Here is a 22,394-nt window from a genome sequence, read left to right on the forward strand (position 1 = left end):
CGGTCTGTCCAGGTCACTCAAGGACGGCGCGCCGCGCCGCCGCCACGCGGCTGGCCACAGGCCAGTCCTTGACTGACCTGGACAGACCGGCACGCTACAGCCTCCAAGAGATGTAAGGCTTGGCGCGACGCAGGGGCGTCGGGCTTCGGGCTTCGGGCTTCGACCGGAGGAAACGCCCAGCATTTCCAGTTCATCGAGCGTCGCTTCGAACCGGTGGAAATACCTCTTGGGTCATCAGCGCCAAGTAGACCAAGCGGCTGGCTAAGCGCACAATTTCAACGGCAGCGCTGGCGCGCGAATCACGCTGGAGGTTCAAATGCCTTACCTGAGTCCCGCCCGTCGATTGGAACCAGCATGCAGCCCCTCAAGAAGCCAGTTACGCTAAACACAGCATTTGCAGACTATAGCTTGACCCACATTATCGGAGAGGGAGGAGCGGGGCGCGTGTATCGTGCCGATAACCTGGGCGGGGGTAAACCAGTGGCAATCAAGCTGCTGACGAACTCCAGCAGTGAAAAGCGCAAGCGTTTCAGAAATGAAATCGGCTTCCTGCTTCGCAACAAGCACCAAAATTTAGTTGAGGTGCTCGACCATGGAATGGCATCTGGCGAGTTATCAGGACCATTCTATGTAATGCCCTTGTATACCGGCAGCCTGCGTAAATTGATGCAGAGCGGGATTGCTCCTGATGATGCGCTACGGATTTTCTCTAAGATTCTTGATGGGATCGAGGCAGCGCATCTGCTCAAAGTCACCCATCGTGATCTCAAGCCCGAGAATGTGCTCTATGGCGATGGAGGCCTCGTATCAATCGCGGATTTCGGCGTAGCCAGCTTCACCAGTGAAATGGCCACAACGCTGATTGAAACCAAGCCGACAACTCGATTGGCTAACTTTGCTTATGCCGCACCCGAGCAACGTGCGTTAGGACAGCCTGTGGGCACTGCGGCCGACATTTGGGCGCTTGGCCTTATGCTAAATGAGCTCTTCACGGGCGAGGTTCCGCACGGAAATTCTCATAAGCTAATTCAAGCAATTGCGCCCGAATACGGCTTTCTGGACCGCCTCGTCGGCCAGATGATGCATCAATCTGCAGGATCTAGACCCGCGTCGATCGCTGCAGTGAAAACCCATATTGAGGCCTATCGCGAAGAATTCATCACTCAGCAGCGGCTCGACGCCCTTCGGCGGGAAGTAGTTCCCGAAGGCGAGATCACCCAACCAATGGCTTTACGACCACCCGAAATTACGGGGGTGGAGTGGAGTTCTGGCTTGTTGCGGATCAAGCTCGATGTAGATGTTGATCAAGACTGGGCCCAAGTTTTACGATTTGAACTTGGAATTTACAGCTCAATTCTGGGCCTGGGGCCAGAGCGCTTTACATTTAATGGAAGAACCGCTTCAGCTTCAGTGCCAGAATATTCAGCACAAGATGCTATAAATTACTTTAAATCTTGGCTGCCTTTAGCAACGCAACGCTACCGGAGTAAAATCGAGCAACAGCTCCAAACTCAGAGACGCTCAAGGGAGCTGACGCTTCGCCAAGCGCGCGAAGCCGAAGAGAAGCGGCTCGCCGTTAACAGCCGGCTCACATTTTAGCGGCGCCGATAGGCGACGTGACGGAGGGGGCGTCCGGCGCTTGCCGCCTAACCCCTAAGCCGCCTCAACATCCAGTGAGTACCCCGCCGAACGCACCGTCCGGATCGGATCCCCATCCGCCGAGCCGTTCAGGGCCTTGCGCAGGCGGCCGATATGCACGTCCACGGTGCGCGCCTCGACATAGACGTCCGAGCCCCAGACCGCGTCCAGCAGCTGTTCGCGGCTGAACACCCGGCCGGGGTGCTGCATCAGATAGTCGAGCAGGCGGAACTCGGTGGGGCCCAGGTGGATTTCCTTGCCCTGGCGCTTCACCCGGTGGGCGACGCGGTCGATGATGATGTCGCCGACCGTGATGCGGTCGTCGGCCAGGCCCGGGCGGATGCGGCGCAGCACCGCGCGGACGCGGGCGGTCAGTTCCACCATCGAGAACGGCTTGACCACATAGTCGTCGGCCCCGGTGTCGAGCCCCCGAATCCGGTCGCTCTCTTCACCGCGCGCGGTCAGCATGATGATCGGCACATTGCGGGTCTCGGCCCGGCCGCGCAGGCGGCGGCAGACCTCGATGCCCGACACCTTGGGCAGCATCCAGTCGAGGATCACCAGGTCGGGCGCGCGTTCGCTGGCCATGGTCAGGGCTTCCTCGCCGTCACCGGCGACCCCGATCTGATAGCCCTCTTTGTCGAGGTTGTAGTGCAGCAGGGTGGCCAAGGCGTCTTCGTCCTCGACCACAAGCACGTAAGGCGTCATGGCCATATCCTTAGCGCGGCGTATCGAGCTTGGGACGCTTGGAGAGGATCTCCTCGCCCGTGATCTCGAAATGAATGATTTCGGCGATGTTGGTGGCGTGGTCGCCGATGCGTTCCAGGTTCTTGGCCACGAACAGCAGATGGGCGCAGGCGTTGATCGTGCGCGGGTCGCCCATCATGTAGGTCAGCAGTTCGCGGAAGATGGCGTTGTAGTGCTCGTCGACCTCTTCGTCGCGGCTCCACACGCCGATGGCGCGCTCCAGATCCGAGGCTGAATAGGCGTCCAGCACGTCCTTGAGGCGGCCCTGGACCAGCTTGCCCATGCGCTCGATCGAGCGGGTCAGGGCGGTCATGGGTTCGGCGTCGGTCAGGATCAAGGCGCGCTTGCCGATGTTCTTGGCCATGTCGCCGCAGCGTTCCAGGCTCATCGAGATCTTCAGGGCGGCGACGGCGTGGCGCAGGTCCACGGCCATCGGCTGGCGAAGGGCGATCAGCTTGAAGGCCTTGCGCTCGATCTCGCCCTGCAGGGCGTCGAGGCGTTCGTCGCGCGCGACGACCTGCTGGGCCAGGGGCGCGTCGCGGCGGGCGATGCACTCGACGGCGTCGGCGACCTGCGCCTCGGCCAGGCCGCCCATGCGGGTGACCTCGGCGGTCAGGTGGCTCAGTTCTTCGCCGTAGGATTTGACGGTATGTTCGGTCATCTGCTGGTCCTCCTAGAGCTGCGCTCTAGTCCACTTCCTGTCTGGCGCATTTTCTTCACGCGAACCGGTGTCCGCTTCGCTTGAAAATGCCCGGCCTAGCCGAACCGGCCGGTGATGTAGTCCTGCGTGCGGCTGTCGCGAGGATTGGTGAACATGTCCTCGGTCGAACCGCTCTCGACCAGCTTGCCCAGGTGGAAGAAGGCGGTCTTCTGCGAGACCCGGGCGGCCTGGGCCATCGAGTGGGTGACGATGACGATGCAGAACTGGTTGCGCAGTTCGTCGATCAGTTCCTCGATCCGGGCCGTGGCGATGGGGTCGAGCGCCGAGCAGGGCTCGTCCATCAGGATCACTTCGGGGCCCACGGCGATGGCGCGGGCGATGACCAGGCGCTGCTGCTGGCCGCCGGACAGGCCGGTGCCGGGCTGGTGCAGACGGTCGGCGACCTCGTTCCACAGACCGGCCTTCTTGAGGCTGCTCTCGACGATGGCCTCAAGCTCGGCCTTGCCGGTGGCCAGGCCGTGGATGCGCGGGCCGTAGGCGACGTTCTCGAAGATCGTCTTGGGGAAGGGGTTGGGCTTCTGGAACACCATGCCGACCCGCGAGCGCAGGATCACGGGATCCACGCTCTTGAGATTGACGTCATTGCCGTCGATCTCGATGGCGCCCGACACCTTGGCGCTGGGGATGGTGTCGTTCATCCGGTTGATGCAGCGCAGGAAGGTCGACTTGCCACAGCCCGACGGGCCGATGAAGGCGGTGACCGACTTGGCCGGGATGTCGATGTTGACGTCGAACAAGGCCTGCTTGTCGCCGTAGAACACATTGACGTCCTTGGCGCGGATCTTGATCTCGTGCGTCGAGGCGGGCGGATAGATCTGCGGCGCGGCCGTCTTGATGACGGGAGCGGACACTGAATCGTCGGGGCTGCGGGTGGTCATGGCGTGTCCCTGGACGAGGGGAAGGGCGGAGGGGTTCAGGTTCATGATTTCTACCAGCGACGCTCGAAGCGGCGGCGCAGGATGACGGCCGCAGCGTTCATGACGATCATGAAGACCAGGAGGACGATGATGGCGCCGGCGGTGCGTTCGTGGAAGGCGCGCTCCGAGGCGTTCTCCCAGATGAACACCTGCACGGGCAGCACCGTCGCGGCGCCGGTGAAGCCTTCGGGCACGCCGGGCACGAACGAGACCATGCCGATCATCAGCAGCGGCGCGGTTTCGCCCAGGGCGTGGGCCAGCGACAGGATGGCACCGGTCATCACGCCGGGCATGGCCAGCGGCAGCACGTGGTGGAAGACGGTCTGGGTCTTGGAGGCGCCGACGCCCAGGGCCGCTTCGCGGATCGAGGGCGGCACCGCCTTCAGCGCCGAGCGGGTGGCGATGATCACGGTGGGCAGGGCCATCAGGGCCAGGACCAGGCCGCCGACCAGTGGCGAGCTTCGCGGCACATGCAGCCAGTTGATGAACAGGGCCAGACCCAGCAGACCGTAGACGATGGAGGGCACCGCCGCGAGGTTGTTGATGTTGACCTCGATGATGTCGGTCCAGCGGTTCTTTGGCGCGAACTCTTCCAGATAGACCGCCGCCATCACGCCCATCGGCACGGCGATCAGGGCGGTGATCAGCAGCATCATGGCCGATCCGACCACGGCGCCCAGCACCCCGGCCTGTTCCGGCTCGGTGGAGTCAGAGTTCTTGAAGAAGGCGAAGTTGAAGCCAGACTTGACCGAGCCGTCCTTCTTGAGTTGGTCCAGCCAGTCGAGCTGCTGGTTGTCGAGCTTGCGGTCTCCCTCGACGGTGGACCGCTTGATCTCGCCCTTGAAATAGAGGTCGGCATCGGCCTTGAACGGGCCGGTGACGGTGACGGTCTTGCCGATCAGCGACTTGTCAGCCTTGAGCTGGTTGAGCAACTGGAAGCCGAAATCGCGCGAGATCAGGTCCATGACCTTGCCCGAGACCAGGCCCAGGTCGTCGTCCTGGACGCCCAGCTTCTTCATGGTCGCCTCGGCGACGATGTAGTCGTAGTTGACGCCCTCCAGATCGGTGACGTCGATGCGTTCCGGGTTCAGATAGACCGGGATGCTCAGCGTGTGCGTCTGGAACGTGGTGTAGCCCTGGCCGACGATACGGCCGACCAGCACCACCAGGAAGATCATGGCGATGGTGATGGCCATCAGGCCCTGGGCCTTGAACCAGGTCTCGGCGCGGTGGCGCTTCTTGAGGCGAGCTTCCATGGCCACCTGTTGGGCGGTCAGCGATGCGGGGGCGGCGGAACCGGCAGGCCCGACGGGGGGTGCGACGGCGTCAGTCATACTGTTCCCGATACTTCTGGACGATGCGCAGGGCGATGATGTTGAGACCCAGGGTCACGACAAACAGGGTCAGGCCCAGACCGAAGGCCGCGAGGGTCTTGGGGCTGTCGAACTCCTGGTCGCCGGTCAGCAGGGTGACGATCTGGACGGTCACGGTCGTGACGGTGTCTAGCGGGTTGGCGGTCAGCTTGGCCTGCAGACCAGCGGCCATGGTGACGATCATGGTCTCGCCGACGGCGCGCGAGATGGCCAGCAGCATGGCGGCCATGATGCCCGGCAGGGCGGCGGGCAGAACCACCTTCTTGACGGTCTCGGACTTGGTGGCGCCCATCGCATAGCTGCCGTCGCGGAGCGACTGCGGCACGGCGTTGATGATGTCGTCCGACAGTGAGGAGACGAACGGGATCAGCATGATGCCCATCACCACCCCGGCCACCAGGGCCATCTGGTTCTGCACTTCCATCAGGTACTGGCCGATCCCGTCCAGCGGGCCGCCGACCATGGTGGCACCCAGGGCATTGAAGCCGGCCCGGAACAGCGGGCCTACGGTCAGGGCGGCGAAGAAGCCGTAAACCACGGTGGGAACACCGGCGAGCACTTCCAGCAGCGGCTTGATGGTCGAGCGCACCGGGCGGCTGGCATATTCCGAGAGGTAGATGGCCGAGTAGAGGCCCACCGGAGCGGCCACGGCCATCGAGATCAGCATGATCAGGAAGGTGCCGGCGAACAGCGGCACCGCACCGAACGCGCCTTCCGAAGCCACCTGGTCTTCGCGCATGGCGATCTGCGGGCTCCACTCGGTGCCCAGCAGGAACGAGAGCGGCGAGACGCTCTGGAAGAAGCGCCAGCTTTCCCAGACCAGCGACAGAACAATGCCCAGGGTGGTCAGGACCGCGAGGATGGAGCAGGCCATCAGCAGGCCGCCAACCCAGCCCTCGACCTTGTTGCGGGCCCGGAAATCAGCGCTGAGGCGCGGGAAGGCCAGCAGGAACCCGGCCAGGGCGACCACGCCGGCCAGTCCCAGCACGCTGTAGCGGATCAGGTTTTCAATGCGGCGGGCTTGGGCCACCTTGACGTCGAGGGCGGCTTTCAGCTCGCCTTCATAGGTCACGTCGCTGGGAGCGATCCCTTGGGCGATGGCCTGGGCGTCACTGAAGAACACCGCCTGGCGATCAACCTCCAGGGCCTGGACCACTGCAGGGCGCTCGGCCTGCAGCATGGCGTCCTCGACCCGACCGCCGAACATCGCGCCCAGCAGCAGCAGCGCCGCAGCCGGCACACCGGCCCACAGGGCGGCATAGCCACCGTAATAGCCCGGAAGGGAGTGAAGGACGCGCGCAGCGCCTCCAGCGGTCTTCACGGCACGGCGCTTACCGAGCATGAAGGCGGCGCTGGAGAACAGCGCCAGAAACAGGAGCGAGAGCCAGGTCAGCATGCGTGCGGCGGGGTCTTGCGCGAAGGGTTGCGGAGGCGTCGCACAGCGCGTCGTCCCGCCCCGGTCGAGCTATGCCCGCCAGGCGCTGTGCTTATGCGACATTTCAATGACAGTTTCACGACAGCGCCCGGCCCTCCCCAAACTCGGGTCAGCTCTGCTTGTGCCACCTCGCGACCGCACCTTAGAATGTCTGAGGCGGGGCTTTGATCCAGGCCAAACAGCGTGTCCTGCCTGATCGACGGAGTCTTCCATGAGTGCCGCCTCAAATCCCCTGCTCGGTGCGGGCGGTCCTCTGCGCGGTCCTGACGGAAAACCCCTTGTTTTTGTCGCCGCCCACGTCGGGGATGTGGTGTTCCAGGACGCTCCCATCGCACCGGACTGGATCCTGAGCGGCACACCCCGAGCCCGCGCCGCGCCGCACTCCAGCAGCATCGACGCGGCGGCCAGCACCACGGTGTGGGAATGTACCGCCGGCAGCTTCCGCTGGCGCTATGGCTGGGAAGAGACGGTCATGATCCTTGAGGGACAGGTCAAGGTCACCGCCCAGGACGGTGTGGAGCGGGTGCTGACGGTCGGCGACATCGCCTTCTTTGCGGCCGGAACCACCGTCCTCTGGGAGATCGAGACCTATGTGCGCAAACTGGCCTTCTGCCGCCGCGAACTGCCGCCTTCGATCATGAAGATTCTGACGCTGCGTGATAAGGCCCGCGACTTGGCCAAGGCCATCCTGCGCCGGTCTTGACCTGCTGGGCTATAGCCCGTCGCGCTCCAGCATCCTGACTGCGGCCAGGGCCCGGTCGCGGCCGGCGCACACCTCGACCAGGGCCAGACCGTCGACCAGGGCCAGGATCATGGCGGCGACGCCCTCGATATCCGGCGTGGTCGCCGGATCAAGATGCGCCTCGATCCAGGCCAGGAACCCCGCCGTCACCTGCCCCGCGATCTCGGCGAACGGCGCGGCGTCTCGGGCGGCGGCGGCGGCCACCTCGATCCAGAGCCGCATATAGGGCCGGAACGTGTCGTCGATGACCATGCGGGCAGCGCGGGCAATCAGTTGGGCCGGCGACAGGATCGCGCCTTCAGGGATGGTCTGGTCCAGATGGGCCGCCATCTCGCCGGCCAACCGCTGCATCACGGTCGCCAGCACCTCGGCCTTGTCGGTGAAATAGTAGAGCAGCATGCGGTCGCTGACCGCCGCCGCCGCCGCCAGCTGCCGCAGGCTGGTCTGGGACAGGCCCGTGGCCAGCAGATGCAGCGCCAGGGCCTCGACCACGCGTTCCCGTTGTTCGTCTCGACCGATCATCGCGTTTCCACTTGTAGCGACCGCTACAGACTACTAGCCTGTAGCAATTGCTACAGGAGCTCCGGATGGACGTCGCCCTATACGACATCGTGCCGATTGTCGCTGCGCTGAGCTTCGTCGCCTTCGGCCTTTCCCAGGCCGTCACCACCCCGCGTCCCGGCCAGGGCTGGCAAGTCGCGGCCGCCCTGTCAGCGCTATTTCTGGCCTGGTCGGCGTGGGCCGTGTGGCGCGAGGGACCGCTGGGCTTCTGGACCCAGCATGTGCAGGACGCCTGGGGCGTACAGATCTGGCTGGACCTGCTGCTGGGCGTAGGCCTGGCCGTGGCGCTGCTGGTGCCCCGCGCCCGCGCCGCAGGCATGCGACCCCTGCCCTGGTTCCTGCTGGTCGCCTGCACCGGCAGCGTCGGCCTGCTGGCCATGCTGGCCCGCTGCCTGTTCCTCGAAGAGCGTGCCGCCGTCAAACCCGTACAAGGATCATAGAGATGACCCTGTTTCGACTGTTCCTGCTGATCTGCTTTGTGACCATCACCGCCTATACCGGCGTGACCATCGCCCACCATGGATGGGGGCTGCTGCCGATCTTCTTTGGCGACATGGCGGCCATGACCTGGCCTGGCCAGTTCAATCTGGACTTCATGGGCTTCCTGCTGCTGTCGGCCCTGTGGGTCGCCTGGCGGCACCGCTTCAGCCCGGCCGGCCTGGCGCTGGGCCTGGTCGCGTTCGGCGGCGGGATGCTGTTCCTGTCGGTCTATCTACTCGTGGTCACGACTCGGGCTCGCGGCGACACGAAGGTGGTGCTGCTGGGTCCGCAACGCGCGGCAGAATAGAGCCTCAGGCTTCAGCCCCCACCGGCGCGGCCTGCTGGGCGCCCACCTTGGCCATCGGCAGGTAGACGCCGAACGTCGCGCCCTCGCCCTGGATGCTCTCGACAGTGAGACCGCCCCGGTGGCGGTTCATGATGTGCTTGACGATGGCCAGGCCCAGGCCGGTTCCCGACCGGTCGCCGCTTTTCTGGCCCTCGACGCGATAGAACCGCTCGGTCAGGCGCGGCAGGTGCTCGCGGGCCAGGCCGGGGCCCCTGTCCGTGACCCGCAGGGCGGCATAGCGCTCGCCCGCCGCATGATCGGGGGTCAGCAACGACATCCGGGCCGCCGCCGCTTCGCGCGGGGCGGCGGCCGAATCGGCGGTCAGGCCCGGGAAGATCTCGACCCGCACCACCCCGCCGCGGGGCGTATATTTGATGGCGTTGTCGATCAGGTTCTGGATCACCTGGATGATTTGGTCGCGGTCGCCCTCGACCACGGCTGCGCCGCGCGGCGGCAGGACAGGGTCAAAGCCCACCAACTTCTCGCGCGCCTGGGGGCCCAGGGCGTCGATCACATCAATGGCGGCCATGGCCAGATCCACCCGACCCAGGGGCGCAATGTGCTCGTTCAGCTCGATGCGCGACAGGCTCATCAGGTCGTCGATCAGGCGCGACATCCGCTCGGCCTGGGCCAGCATGATGCCCAGAAACTTGTCGCGGGCCCCCGCATCGTCCTTGGCGTGGCCCCGCAAGGTCTCGATGAAGCCCGACAGCGACGCCAGGGGCGTGCGCAGCTCATGGCTGGCATTGGCCAGGAAGTCGGCCCGGGTGCGTTCGCTGCGGCGGGCGTCGGTCTCGTCGCGCAGCACCAGCAGGGCCAGGCGCGAGGCACCCTGGGCCTCGCCGAGTGGCCGGGCATAGGCGATCCACGACCGCCCCTGGGTCCCGCCCGTCTCATATTCCACGGCCCGCTCGATATTGCCGAACAGGGCTTCGTCCACCGCCTCCAGCACCTGGGGGTTGCGAACGGCGGTGACCAGCAGCACGCCGTCGCGCTGAATGCGGAAAAGCTCGCGGGCTGCGGCATTGGCGAACACGAAGCGGCGGCCGGTCAGGTCGTCGGCCTCTTCGGCCGCGATCACCATCAAGGGGTCAGGCAGGCGCTCCAGGATGGTGGCGAACGGCGGCGCGTCGCCCTTGGGCGCCGGCTCCAGCAGGGCGGCGGGCCTGGCCTCGTCCTGCAGGCGACGGGTGCGGGCGCGAAGATAAAATCCGCCCGCGCCAGTGGCCAGGGCGGCCAGCACGGCCGCAACCGGTTGCGCGGCCCCCACGGCGGCCAGACCCAGAATCGCCGCCGGACCGATCAGGACGGGTGCCAGGGCCCCGCCCACCGCGAGTGGCCCGCTAAATAAGGATTGTTTCGCCGGCGACATGGATTCAGAGGCCTCGTTTCTCGCCGCGTCGGGATTCGTCCAACCAGATATGGCGCCCCGGGATGCCATGCGATAGACGGATGGCCGCTCTAATGCGTGTCCGTCGCGTCGCTCACCGCAATTTCGCCGCAACGTGACGCAAGTTAGGGTCTGGGTTCTTATCCGAGGTATCGTACGTAATGCAGCGCAAGGTCCTGGTCGCGACGGTCGCAGCCGCTCCTCTCCTGGCTATGGCGTTCGGCGCTTCGGCTGAAGTCTCCGTGTCGACGGCACGGACGACGCCCATCGCCACGGCCACGGCTACGACCGCAGGCGGCGCTGACGACGTGCGGGTGACCGCCGACGGCTCGATCAAGCTGACCACGGCCGGGCCCCTTATCACCCTGAACAGCAACAACAAGGTCACCAGCCTTGGGGCCCTGTCGACGGTGGGGGTCAACGACTCGACCGGCATCCTGATCGAGGGCGGCCGTACAGGCTCCGTGACCAACTCGGCGTCGATCGGCCTGACCGAGGACTTCACCCCGACGGATACCGATTCGGACGGTGATCTGGACGGTGCCTTCGCCCAGGGCTCGAACCGCTACGGCATCCGCCTGACAGGCGCCGGTGCCTTCACCGGCGACATCCTGGCCGACAGCGCCAGCGCGATCTCCGTCGAGGGCAACAATTCGGCCGGCGTGTCGCTGGAAAGCCAGCTGATCGGCAACTTCACCAACAGCGGCTCCATCACGATCCTGGGCAACAACACCGCCGGCGTCCGCGTGGCGGCCCCGGTGACCGGCAAGGTCACGATCAATGGCGGCGTCTCCGTCACCGGCCAGAACGCCGTCGGCGTTGCCGTCGATGACAACATCACCGGCGCCTTCGTGGTGCAGGGTGGCGTCAGCGCCACCGGCTATCGCTACACCACACGCCCCAGCCTGGCGACCGACCGGGCCAAGCTGGATGCCGACGACCTTTTGCAGGGCGGCTCGGCTGTCCGCGTGACCGCCAATGTCAGCGGCGGCGTGCTGCTGGATGCCCCGCCGGTAGAGAGCGACTCCACCAAGACCGATGATGACGGCGACGGCGTGGTCGACACGGCCGAGGGCACGGCGACGCTCAGCGTCAGCGGCGGCTCCCCGGCCCTGCTGATCGGTTCGGACACGCGCGCCATCACCGTGGGCGCGGTCGGCACGGGCGACAACGCTTTTGGCCTGGTCACGCGCGGCTCGGTTACCGCCGCAGGCGTCTATGACGGCGTGGCGGCCACCGCCATCCAGCTGGGCGGCAACACCGGCCAGACCACAACCCTGGCCAATGGCGCACGCCTGGCCTCGACGATCAGCGCCAGCGCCTTTGAGGCTAACGCCACGGGCGTCAGCCTGAAGTCCGGCGCCAGCGTGCCCACGCTCTGGAACCAGGGCTCGATCACCACCTTCACCGTTTCGGAAGGTGCCTTCGACGCGCGCGGCGTGGCCATCGAAAGCGGTGCCACCGCAACGACCTTCCGCAACGACGGCGCGATCTCGGTCAGCGTCGGCGGCGAAAAGGGCAACGCCTATGGTGTGATCGACTTCTCCGGCGGCCTGACCAATATCCAGAACAACGGCAGGATCTCCGCCAACGTCGTCGCCACCGACGATGCCGACGACAAGGACGACGCCGACCTGCTACCTGGCAACGAGACCGTCACCGGCAAGGCCGTGGCCATCGACGTGACCCGCAACACCAGCGGCGTGACCCTGGTGCAGAACGGTCGCAACGACGGCGACGACGGTGCCGACGGCGTAGCCGATCCGGATGCCGACGCTGACGGCGTCGACGACGCCGACGAACCCTCGATCGTCGGAGCCGTGAGATTCGGTTCGGGCGCTGACACCTTCCGGGTGATGAACGGCTCGGTGATCGGCGACATCGCGTTCGGCGCGGGCGCAGACACCTTCGTGATCGACGGCGGCGCGCTGGTACTGGGTGCCCTGACCGATTCGGACGGCCGGCTGGATGTGACCATCGGCAAGGGCAGCCTGGGCATCTCCAATGCGGCCAACATCAATATCAGCAGCCTGAATCTCGGCGCGACCAGCAAGGTCCTGTTCACAGTCGACCCTACGGCCGGGACCTCGACCCGCCTGGTGGTCGCCGGCACGGCCACGATCGCAGACGGTGCGCAACTGGGCCTGCGGCTGACCAGCCTGGTCAAGCAGCCAACCTCCTATACCGTGATCACGGCCGGAAACCTGACCGTCGGCACGCTGGGCCAGAGCCTGCTGCAGGACTCGCCCTACCTTTACGTGGCCTCCAGCCGCGCCGACGCCAACAATGTCTATCTGGACGTGCGCCGCCGCTCGGCGACCGAGATCGGCATGACCCGTTCGCAGGCCTCGGCCTATGACGCGGTCTTCGCAGCGCTCGGCTCGACCGACGCCGGCACGCTGGCCTCGACCTTCCTGGCCCAGAACGGCAAGGACGGCTTCCTGAACCTGTATAACCAGATGTTGCCTGACCAGGGCGAGGGCCTGTTCGCTTCGCTGCAGTCGGCCAACCAGCTGATCTCGGCCGCCACCGCCGTGAAGCCCGATCCGGGCGAGCGCTATGGCCCTGACAGCGTCTGGATCCAGGAGATCAATTCGCTGGTCCGCCGCGACGACGGCGACACCCTGGGCTCGGACAACCAGGCCTTCGGCTTCGTGGGCGGCTATGAGGCCATGGGCGACGCCGGCGGCGCGCTGGGCCTGACCCTGGCCTATGTCAATGTCGAGGAACACGACACCCGCGCCCAGGTCGGCGAGCAGACCACCGCCTCGTTCGTCCAGGCCGGCGGCTACTGGCGCCGGTCGGCCGGCGGCTGGCGCATGAACGCCGGCGGCAGCGCCGGCTACGGCTGGTTCCAGGGCGACCGACGCCTGGTCGCGCCCGATGCCAATGGCGACGGCATCGCCGACCTGATCCTGGCCAATACCGCCGACTGGGGCGGCGCGACCCTCACCGCCTTCGGCGGCGTGGCCTATGAGGCCAAGCTGGGCCGTTACTTCATGCGCCCTGAAGGTCGCATCGACTATGTGTGGCTGCGCGAAGGCAAGCGCACCGAAAAGGGCGGCGGCACGGGCTTTGACCTGACGGTCGAGCAGCGCACCTCCAGCAATCTCAGCGGCGAATTCGGCATCGCCTTCGGCGCCGACTACGGCAAGGAGCTGTGGTATCGCCCCGAAGTGCGGGTCGGCTATCGCCAGACCCTGGCCGGCGAGGTCGGCGACACCACCGCCCGCTTCACTGGCGGCAATCCCTTTACCCTGGCCGCCCTGAACGACAAGCAGGGCGCGGTGACCCTGGGCTTCTCGGTCAAGGCCGGCACGCCGATGTCGTACCTGGCCCTCGAGGGCGGCGTCGAAGCCGCCAAGAAGCAGAAGCGCTATAATCTGCGCCTCGCCGGTCGGGCGATGTTCTAAACCTCACCCTCGCCTGAGGGCGACGGGAGTAGCGGCGGTCGAGGGCGCTCCACGCCCCGGCCGCCGTTTTTGTTTGAGGGCCGGGCGCACTGCCGGCCAACCGGACAGACCGCCGGGTTTTCCCGGCCCGCGCCGGAAATATTGCGGTTTTTTCGACAGTCCGCGCTGCCCCTGTGACGAAATGTCCGGGCAGGAATAATGCCGCCTTAAGCTCCGATCCCTTTGTGTCTGCTGAAGTTTCCCGGTTTGCGCCGGGAGGCCGAACCGCGCCTGCAGTTTTTCTCACGGCCGGTTTTCCTAATCTCTATTCACGAACTAGGGATAATCGTCTTCCCTAGCTCAACCAGAACGGCCCGCTGTGGCGGGACGAGAGGGGACGACAATGAAGACCAACACCACGTTGCGCGCAGCGCTGATCGCCGGCGTTTCGCTGATGACGATGGCCGGGGCCGCCAACGCCCAGACCAGCCCGGAGGCAGAAGCGCGCATCGCCGCGCTTGAGGCCCAACTCGCGGCCCTGTCTGGCCAGATCGCCGACCTGAAGGCCGCGACCGCCGCCAACGTCAAGGACGTCCGCGCCGCCCAGTCGGCCACCACTGTCACCCTGGCCAACGCCCGCCCAACCATCGCCAGCGGCGACGGTGCCTTCTCGGTCTCGTTCCGCGGCATCTTCCAGGCCGACGCGGCCCTCTATGACCAGCGCGACGCCGGCCCCCTGGCCACCGACTTCCGTCGCGGATCGTTCAACGACGCCGCCGAGAATGACCGCGCCCGCGACCTGGGCGATGGAACCAACATCCGCCGCGCCCGCATCGGGCTCGAAGGCAAGGCCTTCGGCGCTTTCGACTACAACATGATCTATGACTTCGGCGGCTCGGGCACTGAAGAGGCCGGCAAGATCTCGTCGGCCTGGGTGCAGTACAGCGGCTATCCGGTGAAGATCCGCGCGGGCATCTACGCCCCGGTGACCAGCCTGGAAGACGCTTCCAACAACACCGGCTCGCTGTTTGTCGAGCGCGCCTCGGTCGCCGAGACGGTGCGCGGCCTGGCCGGCGGCGACGGCCGCGCCGCTATCGGCCTGCTGGCCAATGGCGAGCGCTGGAACGTGTCGGCCGCCCTCACCGGCAACACCGTCACCACCCAGACCTATGATGAGCAACTGGGCTTTGTCGGCCGCGTCGCCTATGTGCCCTTCAAGGGCAAGGACTGGCTGATCCATGTGGGCGCCAACGCCAATCTGATCATTGATCCGGCCGCCGGCGGCCCCGACGTGGCCTCGGCCGGCGGCGCGGTGACCAATATCCGCCTTCGCGACCGACCGGAACTGCGCGTCGACGGCACGCGCCTGATCGATACCGGCAACATCGACGCCGACGGCGTCACGGCTCTGGGCCTGGAATTCGGCGCCCAGCGCAAAAACGTCTTCGTGCAGGCCGAGTACTTCAACATTGATGTCGAGCGCCGCAACAGCACGCTGCGCGATCCCTCGTTCGACGGCTGGTATGTCCAGGCCGGCTGGACCCTGACCGGCGAGCCGCGTCGCTACAGCACCGTCACCGCCGGCTTCGACGCCCCCCGCCCGACCAAGCCGTTCAACCCGAAAAAGGCCCAGTGGGGCGCGGTCGAACTGGCTGCCCGCTACTCGACCTTCGACCTGGACTACCTGCCCGGCGCGGCCGGCGTGGCCGCCCCGACCGGCGGCGTGCGCGGCGGCGAGCAGAATATCCTTTCACTGGGCGTGAACTGGTACCTCAATCCGGTCGTTTCGATCTCGGGTGCCTATCGCAACGTCGAGGTCCGTCGCCTGTCGCCGGGCGGCAGCGCCTTTGTCGCGGGCTCGACCCCGGCGGCCGGCGTCCAGGTCGGCCAGGACCTGGATATCTGGTCGCTTCGAACCCAGTACGCTTTCTAACGCCAACCAAGATCCGAGGACGTCCCACATGACCCGTAGTTTCGACAAACCTACCCGTCGGGGCGTCCTCAGCGCAGCGTCGGCCGGCGCGGCGGCCCTTGCCGCGCCGGCCCTGTTCGCCAGCCAGGCCCATGCCCAGCGCGTCAGGCCGCTGACCCTGCTGAACGTGAGCTACGACCCCACCCGCGAGCTCTACAAGGACATCAACGCCGCCTATGCGAAGTACTGGAAGGAAAAGGTCGGCCAGACCCTGACCATCAACCAGAGCCACGGCGGTTCGGGCAAGCAGGCCCGCTCGGTGATCGATGGCCTGCAGGCCGATGTGGTCACCCTGGCCCTGGCCTATGACATCGACGAGATCGCGACCCGCGCCAAACTGCTGCCGGCCAACTGGCAGTCGCGCCTGCCCAACAACTCCACGCCCTACACCTCGACCATCGTGTTCCTGGTCCGCAAGGGCAATCCCTGGAAGATTCGGGACTGGAGTGATCTGATCAAGCCGGGCATCGACGTCATCACCCCCAATCCGAAAACCTCGGGCGGAGCGCGCTGGAACTATCTGGCCGCCTGGGCCTGGGCGCTGAAGCAGCCCGGCGGCAACCCGGCCAAGGCCCAGGCCTTTGTCGAGCAACTGTTCAAGAACGTACCGATCCTCGACACCGGCGCGCGCGGCGCGACCACCACCTTCACCCAGCGGGGCATCGGCGATGTCTTCCTGTCCTGGGAGAACGAGGCCTACCTCGCGCAGGAAGAGCTCCCGGGCAAGTTCGACATCGTCTATCCGTCCCTGTCGATCCTGGCCGAGCCGCCGGTGGCCATCGTCGACAGGAACGTCGACCGCCACAAGACCCGCCTGGCCGCCGAGGGCTATCTGAACTTCCTCTACAGCCCCCTGGCTCAGGACCTGATCGGCAAGCACCATTACCGCCCGCGCAATGCAGGCGCGGCGGCCAAATATGCCGGCAAGTTCAAGAAGCTGCAGCTGGTCACCATCGACGACACCTTTGGCGGCTGGAAGAAGGCCCAGGCCACGCACTTCTCCGACGGCGGCGTGTTCGACAAGATCTACCAGCCCAAATAGGCGGACCGCCGGCGGTCATCCTCCCCTTTCCGTCCGGCGCGCGCGGCGTGACTCCAGAGCGGGTTCACGCCGCGCCTGTTTTAGGCGCATGTTGGGCAACCGACACTCTGCGGAACCGGCACAAGGTCGGTACGTTGAGGCGGATGGGGGTAGATGGATGTCGGGTCGGGCGGTCGCATGACGGACTATTCGCAATCCCTGCGCGCGGCCGACGCGCTGGCGGTCTCTCATGGGTCAGACGATCCGTTCGCCTCAGCGATCCGGGCCACCCGCCTGGCCACGATCATCACCGACTCCGCCCAGGCCGACGATCCCATCATCTTCGCCAATGACGCCTTCCTGCGCCTCACCGGCTATGGCCGTGACGAGGTGATCGGCCGCAACTGCCGGTTCCTGCAAGGTGCCGATACAGATCCGCTGGAGCTAGCAAGGCTGCGTGCGGCGATCAGCGCGGGCCAGGAGATCGCCTGCGAATTGCTGAACTATCGCAAGGACGGGTCGGCGTTCTGGAACGCCCTCTTTCTCAGCCCGGTGCGCGATGGCAGCGGCACCATCACCCACTTTATCGGCTCCCAGCTGGATATCAGCGACAAGAAGCGCTTCGAGCTCCAGTGGAACGAAAGGCAACACGACCTGCAGCAACTGGTGGCGGATCGCACCCAGGAGCTGTCCCAGGCCCTGGAGCAGAAGACCGCCCTGCTTCACGAGGTGGACCACAGGGTCAAGAACAACCTGCAGCTCATCTCGTCCCTGCTGCTGCTGCAAAACCGCCGGGTTGCCGACCCCGCCGTGAAGGGTGCCCTGCGCGGCATGCTGGAGCGGGTCAACGCCATTGCCACCGTGCATCGACGACTGTTCCAGAGCGAGGACGTCGAGCGCTTCGATGTCTCGGCCTTTGTGCGCGACCTGGTGGCCGACACCATCGGCTCTTCGGGCCGCAACGACATCCAGTTCAAGCTGGACCTGGAACGGGTGGACGTGTCCGCCTCCAAGGCCGCCCCTCTGGCGCTGGTGGTCAACGAACTGCTGTCCAACGCCCTGCGCCATGGCTTCCCGAATGCGCGGCCAGGTCAGATTTTCGTCGGCATCGGCAAAATCAATGAGGATTTCCGGATCGAAATTACCGACGACGGCGTTGGTATGGAGAATACGGCGACGTCGTCCGGCTTTGGCCTCACCATCGTGCAGCTGCTGTGCCAGCAGTTGAAGGCCCGGTGCGAGACAACGGACGCCCAGCCAGGAACGCGCGTCGTGATCCACTTGCCCGTCAGCGACGCGCGCCCATGAACCGGGCGAGGATCCGCCATGTGCAAGCCACCGCTCGATGTCCTGATTGTCGAGGATGAGGTCCTGCTGGCCACGGAACTGGAGTTCCTCCTGGCGGAAGCCGGTTGCCGCCCGGTGGGACATGCCATGGATTCCGACGAGGCCATAAGCCTGGCCCATGATCTCAGCCCGGACCTGGCCCTGGTCGACATCCATCTCGGTGACGGGCCGACGGGCGTCGAGGTGGCCCGGCGCATCCATGCCGACTGCGGCGCGGTGGCGCTTTTCATGACCGCCAATGTCAAGCGCCTGCCCGACGACTTCGCCGACGCCTGCGGGGTGATCGGCAAGCCCTATTCGGGCCATGGCGTAAAGGCAGCTCTGGAATTTCTGACCATTTGCATGCGCCAGGGCCAGGCCCCGGGCGCGCCGCCGGTGGGGCTGACCCTGTCACCGGGCTATGCCCGGCTGTGGGGCCTGAACGATCAGCCCGGGGTCGGTTGACCCTCGCCGCCGGCGTGCCGGCCCTCAAAGGGCGCTTTGACCGCACGGCGGCCTGACCATCCTTCCGCCTCGCCTCGTTTTAAGTGACAGGGGGGACGGGCTCGGCTATCGAGACGCGCCGTTTTTCGCATAGGACAGCCGCCTTGACCGACGCCGCCGAGGAAGCGGGCTGGGCCACCGCCAAGACCCTGGCCGAAGCCCTGCCCTACATCCAGATCTATGACCGCGAGACGGTCGTGATCAAATACGGCGGCCACGCCATGGGCCAGGAAGACGTGGCCAAGGTGTTCGCCGCCGACGCCGTGCTGCTCAAGCTGCTGGGCGTCCATCCCGTGGTCGTCCACGGCGGTGGCCCGCAGATCAGCCGCATGCTGGAGCGGGCCGGCGTCAAGTCGACCTTCATCGACGGCCTGCGCGTCACCGACGAAGCCACCATGGAAGTGGCCGAGATGGTGCTGTCGGGCGCGATCAACAAGGAAATTGCCAACTGGATCACCCTGGCCGGGGCCGAAGCCGACGTGCGCGGCGTGGGCCTGTCGGGCAAGGACGCCCGGATGATCACTGCCGAGAAGGTGACCCGCACCAAGCGCGACCCGGACAGCAATATCGAACAGGTTGTCGACCTGGGCTTTGTGGGCGAGCCGACCAAGGTTGATCCGCACATCATCCAGGCCCTGCTGTCGTCGGAAACCGACTACATCCCGGTCATCGCCCCGATCGGCGTGTCCGAGGCCGGCCAGACCTTCAACATCAATGCCGACACGGTGGCAGGAGCCCTGGCCGGCGCGCTGAAGGCCAAGCGGATGCTGATGCTGACCGACATCGCCGGGGTTCTGGACGCTGAGGGTCAGTTGATCCGGCAAATGACCATCGAGGAGGCCCGCGGCCTGATCGAAAGCGGTGTCGCCAGCGGCGGCATGATCCCCAAGCTGGAGAACGCCATCCACGCCGTGGAGTCCGGTGTCGAGGCCGTGGTCATCCTGGATGGCCGCCGCCCCCACGCCATGCTGGTGGAACTGTTCAGCGAGCACGGTGCCGGCACGTTGATCTCGAAATGAGTCCTGTCCTGTCCGCAGACCTGACGCACGTCGAGACCTGGCTGTTCGACCTCGACAACACCCTGTATCCGGCCGAATGCGAATACATGGCCCTGATCGAGGGCAAGATGACCGACTTCATGGAGCGGGCCACCGGCCTGCCCCGTGAAGAGGCCCGGGCGATCCAGAAGAAATACTACCACGAGCATGGCACCACCCTGGCCGGGCTGATGGCCAACCACGGCATCGCGCCCAAGGCCTTTCTGGACGAGGTGCATGACGTCTCGATGGATCGGCTGATCCCTGATCCCGTGCTGCGCTCGGCGATCGACGCCCTGCCCGGCCGCCGGCTGATCTTCACCAACGGCTCGCTGGGCCATGCCGCGCGGGTGCTGGGCCATCTGGGCCTGGACCATCTGTTCGAGGACGTCTTCGCCATCGAGACGGCCGACTACCTGCCCAAGCCGGCGATGGCGACCTTCGAGAAGATCGTCTCGTGCCATGACCTGTCCGCCCCGGCCACAGCCTTTTTTGAGGACAGCGAAAAGAACCTGGCCCCGGCTGCCGTGCTGGGCATGACCACGGTTCTGGTCGGGGCCCATGCGGCCGCCTCGACCGCCGACTTTGTCCACCACCGCACGCACGACCTCGCCGGGTTCCTGACCTCGGCCCGCCTGAAGGACACCAGCCAATGACCGCCACCGTCAGCCTTTCTGATCTGCAAACCGAAGTCGAAGCCGCCTGGGAAGCCCGCGACGGCGTCTCGACCGCCACCACCGGCCCCGTTCGCACGGCGGTGGACGAGTCGCTGCTGCTGCTCGACAGCGGCAAGGCGAGGGTCTCGGAAAAGGTGGACGGCGAGTGGGTCACCCACCAGTGGCTGAAGAAGGCCGTGCTGCTGTCGTTCCGCCTCAACCCCAACACCGTGATGCGGGCCGGAAGCCTCGGTGGCGGCGTCGGGCCCTGGTGGGACAAGGTGCCCAACAAGTTCGACGGCTGGGAGGCTGCGCAGTTCGAAGCCGGCGGCTTCCGCGCCGTGCCCGGGGCCATCGTGCGTCGCGGTGCCCATATCGGCCGCAACGTCATCCTGATGCCGTCGTTCGTGAACATCGGCGGCTATGTCGACGAAGGCACCATGGTCGACACTTGGGTGACGGTCGGTTCGTGCGCCCAGATCGGCAAGCACGTCCACCTGTCGGGCGGCGTCGGCATCGGCGGCGTTCTGGAGCCCCTGCAGGCCAACCCGACCATCATCGAGGACAACTGCTTCATCGGCGCCCGCTCGGAAGTGGTCGAGGGCGTGATCGTCGGCGAGGGCAGCGTGCTCTCGATGGGCGTGTTCATCAGCGCCTCGACCAAGATCGTCGACCGCAAGACCGGCGAAATCCATATCGGCAAGGTGCCACCCTACAGCGTGGTGGTGCCCGGCAACCTGCCTGACCCCAAGGGCGGCCCGGGCCTCTACTGCGCCGTGATCGTCAAGACGGTCGACGCCCAGACGCGATCGAAGACCAGCATCAACGACCTGCTGCGCGACTAGGGCCATGGCCCAGACGCTGGACGCCCTGCGACGCGGATCCCTGGCCGGGGTCCGCGAACTGACGCTCCGCGAGGGGCTGAAGGACTTCCCGCGCGAAATCCTCGACCTGGCCGACACACTGGAGGTGCTGGACCTGTCGGGCAATGCCCTCAGCGACCTGCCGCACGACATCGGCCGGCTCAAGAACCTCAAGGTCCTGTTCTGCTCGGGCAACCGGTTCGAGCGCTTACCCGAGAGCCTCCGCGACTGCAGGGCGCTCAGCCAGGTGGGATTTCGCGGCTGTGGCCTGGGCGAGATTCCCGCTGATGCCCTGCCCCCGGCCGTGCGCTGGCTGACCCTGACTGACAACGCAATCGCCACCGTGCCCGAGGCTCTGGGCGAGCGGCCCGCCCTGCAAAAGCTGATGCTGGCCGGCAACCAGCTGGAGAGCCTGCCCGGCAGCCTGGCGGATCTGGCCCATCTAGAACTGATCCGCCTGTCGGCCAATCGCTTTGAGACCCTGCCCGGCTGGCTGGTCGAGCTGCCGCGCCTGGCCTGGGCGGCCTTTGCCGGCAACCCGTTCGACACCGCGCAGGCGCCGGACGTCACCGCCGCGCCATGGTCGCAGCTGGACGTCGGGCCCATGCTGGGCGAGGGCGCTTCGGGCCAGGTGCATCAGGCCCTCTGGACCTCGCCCGGTGCCGCGCCGCGCGAAGTGGCCCTGAAGCTCTTCAAGGGGGCCATGACCAGCGATGGTCTGCCCGAGCGCGAAATGGCCGCCTGCCTGGCGGCCGGGGCCCATCCCAACCTGACCGGGGCGCTGGGCCGGCTGACCGGGCATCCCAACGAGGCCGACGGCCTGCTGATGGCCCTGCTGCCGCCCGATTGGCGGATCCTGGCCGGGCCACCCAGCCGCGAAACCTGCAGCCGCGACGTCTATGATCCGGCCCTGCGCCTTCCCGTCGAGGTGGCCCTGCGGATCGCCCGCGAAGTCGGTGCCGCCGCCGCCCACCTGCACGGGCGGGGCCTGACCCATGGCGACCTTTATGCCCACAACATCCTGTGGGACGGGACGGCGGGCGCTGCCGTGCTCAGCGATTTCGGGGCCGCCGCCTTCATGCCCGCCGATCTGGTGCCTGGCCTTGAACGGCTGGAGGTGCTGGCCTGGGGCCTGCTGCTGGGTGAACTGCTGGACCTGACCGACGCCCCCCCCGCCGCCGCCCGCGCCGTCCAGGCCGCCTGCACGGCGTCTGACGTCATGGCGCGGCCTCGCTTGGTCGAGGCGCTGGACGCGCTACGCTGAGGCTGAAGG

The 22,394-nt window shown here is 66.3% G+C and carries 20 protein-coding genes; 13 read left to right on the forward strand and 7 right to left on the reverse strand.

The window, feature by feature from the left end; all coding sequences use genetic code 11:
- Positions 1–354 precede the first annotated feature (354 nt).
- Positions 355–1,599, forward strand: a complete 1,245-nt coding sequence (locus ACW179_RS02375; RefSeq protein ID WP_492062592.1) for a serine/threonine-protein kinase — start codon at positions 355–357, stop codon at positions 1,597–1,599.
- Between the two features lie 54 nt (positions 1,600–1,653).
- On the opposite strand, the gene phoB is transcribed toward ACW179_RS02375, so the two are convergent.
- The 5 genes from phoB to pstC all read right to left on the reverse strand — a co-directional run bounded on the left by phoB (position 1,654) and on the right by pstC (position 6,792).
- Positions 1,654–2,346 (reverse strand): phosphate regulon transcriptional regulator PhoB, encoded by a 693-nt coding sequence (phoB, locus tag ACW179_RS02380; protein WP_421736339.1) that lies wholly within the window; start codon positions 2,344–2,346, stop codon positions 1,654–1,656.
- Between the two features lie 10 nt (positions 2,347–2,356).
- On the reverse strand, positions 2,357–3,046 hold the full coding sequence (gene phoU, locus ACW179_RS02385; RefSeq protein WP_492062594.1) for a phosphate signaling complex protein PhoU: 690 nt from the start codon (positions 3,044–3,046) through the stop codon (positions 2,357–2,359).
- A 95-nt stretch (positions 3,047–3,141) separates the two neighbouring features.
- Positions 3,142–3,984 (reverse strand): phosphate ABC transporter ATP-binding protein PstB, encoded by an 843-nt coding sequence (gene pstB / locus ACW179_RS02390; protein ID WP_492062596.1) that lies wholly within the window; start codon positions 3,982–3,984, stop codon positions 3,142–3,144.
- Positions 3,985–4,034: 50 nt separating this feature from the next.
- A complete protein-coding gene (gene pstA, locus ACW179_RS02395; RefSeq protein ID WP_492062597.1) occupies positions 4,035–5,357 on the reverse strand; it encodes a phosphate ABC transporter permease PstA in 1,323 nt (440 codons plus the stop codon).
- Positions 5,350–6,792: a phosphate ABC transporter permease subunit PstC gene (gene pstC, locus ACW179_RS02400; protein ID WP_492062599.1), complete on the reverse strand. Its 1,443-nt coding sequence runs from the start codon at positions 6,790–6,792 to the stop codon at positions 5,350–5,352. Before pstC ends, pstA begins: the two co-directional genes overlap by 8 nt.
- 250 nt (positions 6,793–7,042) lie before the next feature.
- Between pstC and ACW179_RS02405 the strand changes: the two genes are divergently transcribed.
- Positions 7,043–7,534 (forward strand): cupin domain-containing protein, encoded by a 492-nt coding sequence (locus ACW179_RS02405; protein ID WP_492062601.1) that lies wholly within the window; start codon positions 7,043–7,045, stop codon positions 7,532–7,534.
- 9 nt (positions 7,535–7,543) lie between these two features.
- Here ACW179_RS02405 and ACW179_RS02410 read toward each other — a convergent pair whose 3' ends face one another.
- On the reverse strand, positions 7,544–8,095 hold the full coding sequence (locus ACW179_RS02410) for a TetR/AcrR family transcriptional regulator (RefSeq protein WP_492062603.1): 552 nt from the start codon (positions 8,093–8,095) through the stop codon (positions 7,544–7,546).
- A gap of 65 nt (positions 8,096–8,160) precedes the next feature.
- On the opposite strand from ACW179_RS02410, the gene ACW179_RS02415 reads away from it, so the two are divergent.
- The gene (locus tag ACW179_RS02415; protein WP_492062605.1) at positions 8,161–8,574 is read left to right on the forward strand and encodes a hypothetical protein; all 414 of its coding nucleotides are present in this window, start codon (positions 8,161–8,163) and stop codon (positions 8,572–8,574) included.
- Positions 8,575–8,576: 2 nt separating this feature from the next.
- On the forward strand, positions 8,577–8,921 hold the full coding sequence (locus ACW179_RS02420; protein WP_492062607.1) for a hypothetical protein: 345 nt from the start codon (positions 8,577–8,579) through the stop codon (positions 8,919–8,921).
- A gap of 4 nt (positions 8,922–8,925) precedes the next feature.
- Here the strand turns inward: ACW179_RS02420 and ACW179_RS02425 are convergent, their stop codons facing one another.
- Positions 8,926–10,332 (reverse strand): sensor histidine kinase, encoded by a 1,407-nt coding sequence (locus ACW179_RS02425; RefSeq protein ID WP_492062609.1) that lies wholly within the window; start codon positions 10,330–10,332, stop codon positions 8,926–8,928.
- Positions 10,333–10,592: 260 nt separating this feature from the next.
- On the opposite strand from ACW179_RS02425, the gene ACW179_RS02430 reads away from it, so the two are divergent.
- From ACW179_RS02430 to ACW179_RS02470, 9 genes are all read left to right on the forward strand, one after another.
- A complete protein-coding gene (locus tag ACW179_RS02430) occupies positions 10,593–13,763 on the forward strand; it encodes an autotransporter outer membrane beta-barrel domain-containing protein (protein WP_492062611.1) in 3,171 nt (1,056 codons plus the stop codon).
- 382 nt (positions 13,764–14,145) lie between these two features.
- Positions 14,146–15,675: an OprO/OprP family phosphate-selective porin gene (locus tag ACW179_RS02435; RefSeq protein ID WP_492062613.1), complete on the forward strand. Its 1,530-nt coding sequence runs from the start codon at positions 14,146–14,148 to the stop codon at positions 15,673–15,675.
- A gap of 28 nt (positions 15,676–15,703) precedes the next feature.
- Positions 15,704–16,756: a sulfate ABC transporter substrate-binding protein gene (locus tag ACW179_RS02440; RefSeq protein ID WP_492062615.1), complete on the forward strand. Its 1,053-nt coding sequence runs from the start codon at positions 15,704–15,706 to the stop codon at positions 16,754–16,756.
- Between the two features lie 153 nt (positions 16,757–16,909).
- Positions 16,910–18,043: a photosensory histidine protein kinase LovK gene (gene lovK, locus ACW179_RS02445; RefSeq protein ID WP_492062617.1), complete on the forward strand. Its 1,134-nt coding sequence runs from the start codon at positions 16,910–16,912 to the stop codon at positions 18,041–18,043.
- 18 nt (positions 18,044–18,061) lie between these two features.
- Positions 18,062–18,526 (forward strand): response regulator, encoded by a 465-nt coding sequence (locus ACW179_RS02450; protein ID WP_492062620.1) that lies wholly within the window; start codon positions 18,062–18,064, stop codon positions 18,524–18,526.
- 143 nt (positions 18,527–18,669) lie between these two features.
- Entirely contained in the window at positions 18,670–19,584 is a 915-nt protein-coding gene (argB, locus tag ACW179_RS02455; RefSeq protein WP_492062622.1) for an acetylglutamate kinase, read from the forward strand.
- Entirely contained in the window at positions 19,581–20,258 is a 678-nt protein-coding gene (locus ACW179_RS02460) for a pyrimidine 5'-nucleotidase (RefSeq protein ID WP_492062624.1), read from the forward strand. Before argB ends, ACW179_RS02460 begins: the two co-directional genes overlap by 4 nt.
- Positions 20,255–21,103 (forward strand): 2,3,4,5-tetrahydropyridine-2,6-dicarboxylate N-succinyltransferase, encoded by an 849-nt coding sequence (dapD, locus tag ACW179_RS02465; RefSeq protein ID WP_492062626.1) that lies wholly within the window; start codon positions 20,255–20,257, stop codon positions 21,101–21,103. Before ACW179_RS02460 ends, dapD begins: the two co-directional genes overlap by 4 nt.
- Before the next feature lie 4 nt (positions 21,104–21,107).
- Entirely contained in the window at positions 21,108–22,385 is a 1,278-nt protein-coding gene (locus ACW179_RS02470) for a leucine-rich repeat-containing protein kinase family protein (RefSeq protein WP_492062628.1), read from the forward strand.
- The last annotated feature ends 9 nt before the right edge of the window (positions 22,386–22,394 follow it).

This window comes from Caulobacter sp. AVps18 (genome assembly GCF_058681425.1).

Bases quoted from the DNA above. Each gene is read 5' to 3' on its own strand.
- pstA (WP_492062597.1), bottom strand. From the start codon at position 5,357: ATGACTGACGCCGTCGCACCCCCCGTCGGGCCTGCCGGTTCCGCCGCC.
- ACW179_RS02460 (WP_492062624.1), top strand. From the start codon at position 19,581: ATGAGTCCTGTCCTGTCCGCAGACCTGACGCACGTCGAGACCTGGCTG.
- ACW179_RS02425 (WP_492062609.1), bottom strand. From the start codon at position 10,332: ATGTCGCCGGCGAAACAATCCTTATTTAGCGGGCCACTCGCGGTGGGC.
- phoB (WP_421736339.1), bottom strand. From the start codon at position 2,346: ATGACGCCTTACGTGCTTGTGGTCGAGGACGAAGACGCCTTGGCCACC.
- phoU (WP_492062594.1), bottom strand. From the start codon at position 3,046: ATGACCGAACATACCGTCAAATCCTACGGCGAAGAACTGAGCCACCTG.
- pstC (WP_492062599.1), bottom strand. From the start codon at position 6,792: ATGCTGACCTGGCTCTCGCTCCTGTTTCTGGCGCTGTTCTCCAGCGCC.
- dapD (WP_492062626.1), top strand. From the start codon at position 20,255: ATGACCGCCACCGTCAGCCTTTCTGATCTGCAAACCGAAGTCGAAGCC.
- ACW179_RS02450 (WP_492062620.1), top strand. From the start codon at position 18,062: ATGTGCAAGCCACCGCTCGATGTCCTGATTGTCGAGGATGAGGTCCTG.
- ACW179_RS02470 (WP_492062628.1), top strand. From the start codon at position 21,108: ATGGCCCAGACGCTGGACGCCCTGCGACGCGGATCCCTGGCCGGGGTC.
- lovK (WP_492062617.1), top strand. From the start codon at position 16,910: ATGGATGTCGGGTCGGGCGGTCGCATGACGGACTATTCGCAATCCCTG.
- ACW179_RS02420 (WP_492062607.1), top strand. From the start codon at position 8,577: ATGACCCTGTTTCGACTGTTCCTGCTGATCTGCTTTGTGACCATCACC.
- ACW179_RS02415 (WP_492062605.1), top strand. From the start codon at position 8,161: ATGGACGTCGCCCTATACGACATCGTGCCGATTGTCGCTGCGCTGAGC.
- ACW179_RS02435 (WP_492062613.1), top strand. From the start codon at position 14,146: ATGAAGACCAACACCACGTTGCGCGCAGCGCTGATCGCCGGCGTTTCG.
- ACW179_RS02405 (WP_492062601.1), top strand. From the start codon at position 7,043: ATGAGTGCCGCCTCAAATCCCCTGCTCGGTGCGGGCGGTCCTCTGCGC.
- ACW179_RS02410 (WP_492062603.1), bottom strand. From the start codon at position 8,095: ATGATCGGTCGAGACGAACAACGGGAACGCGTGGTCGAGGCCCTGGCG.
- ACW179_RS02440 (WP_492062615.1), top strand. From the start codon at position 15,704: ATGACCCGTAGTTTCGACAAACCTACCCGTCGGGGCGTCCTCAGCGCA.
- pstB (WP_492062596.1), bottom strand. From the start codon at position 3,984: ATGACCACCCGCAGCCCCGACGATTCAGTGTCCGCTCCCGTCATCAAG.
- ACW179_RS02375 (WP_492062592.1), top strand. From the start codon at position 355: ATGCAGCCCCTCAAGAAGCCAGTTACGCTAAACACAGCATTTGCAGAC.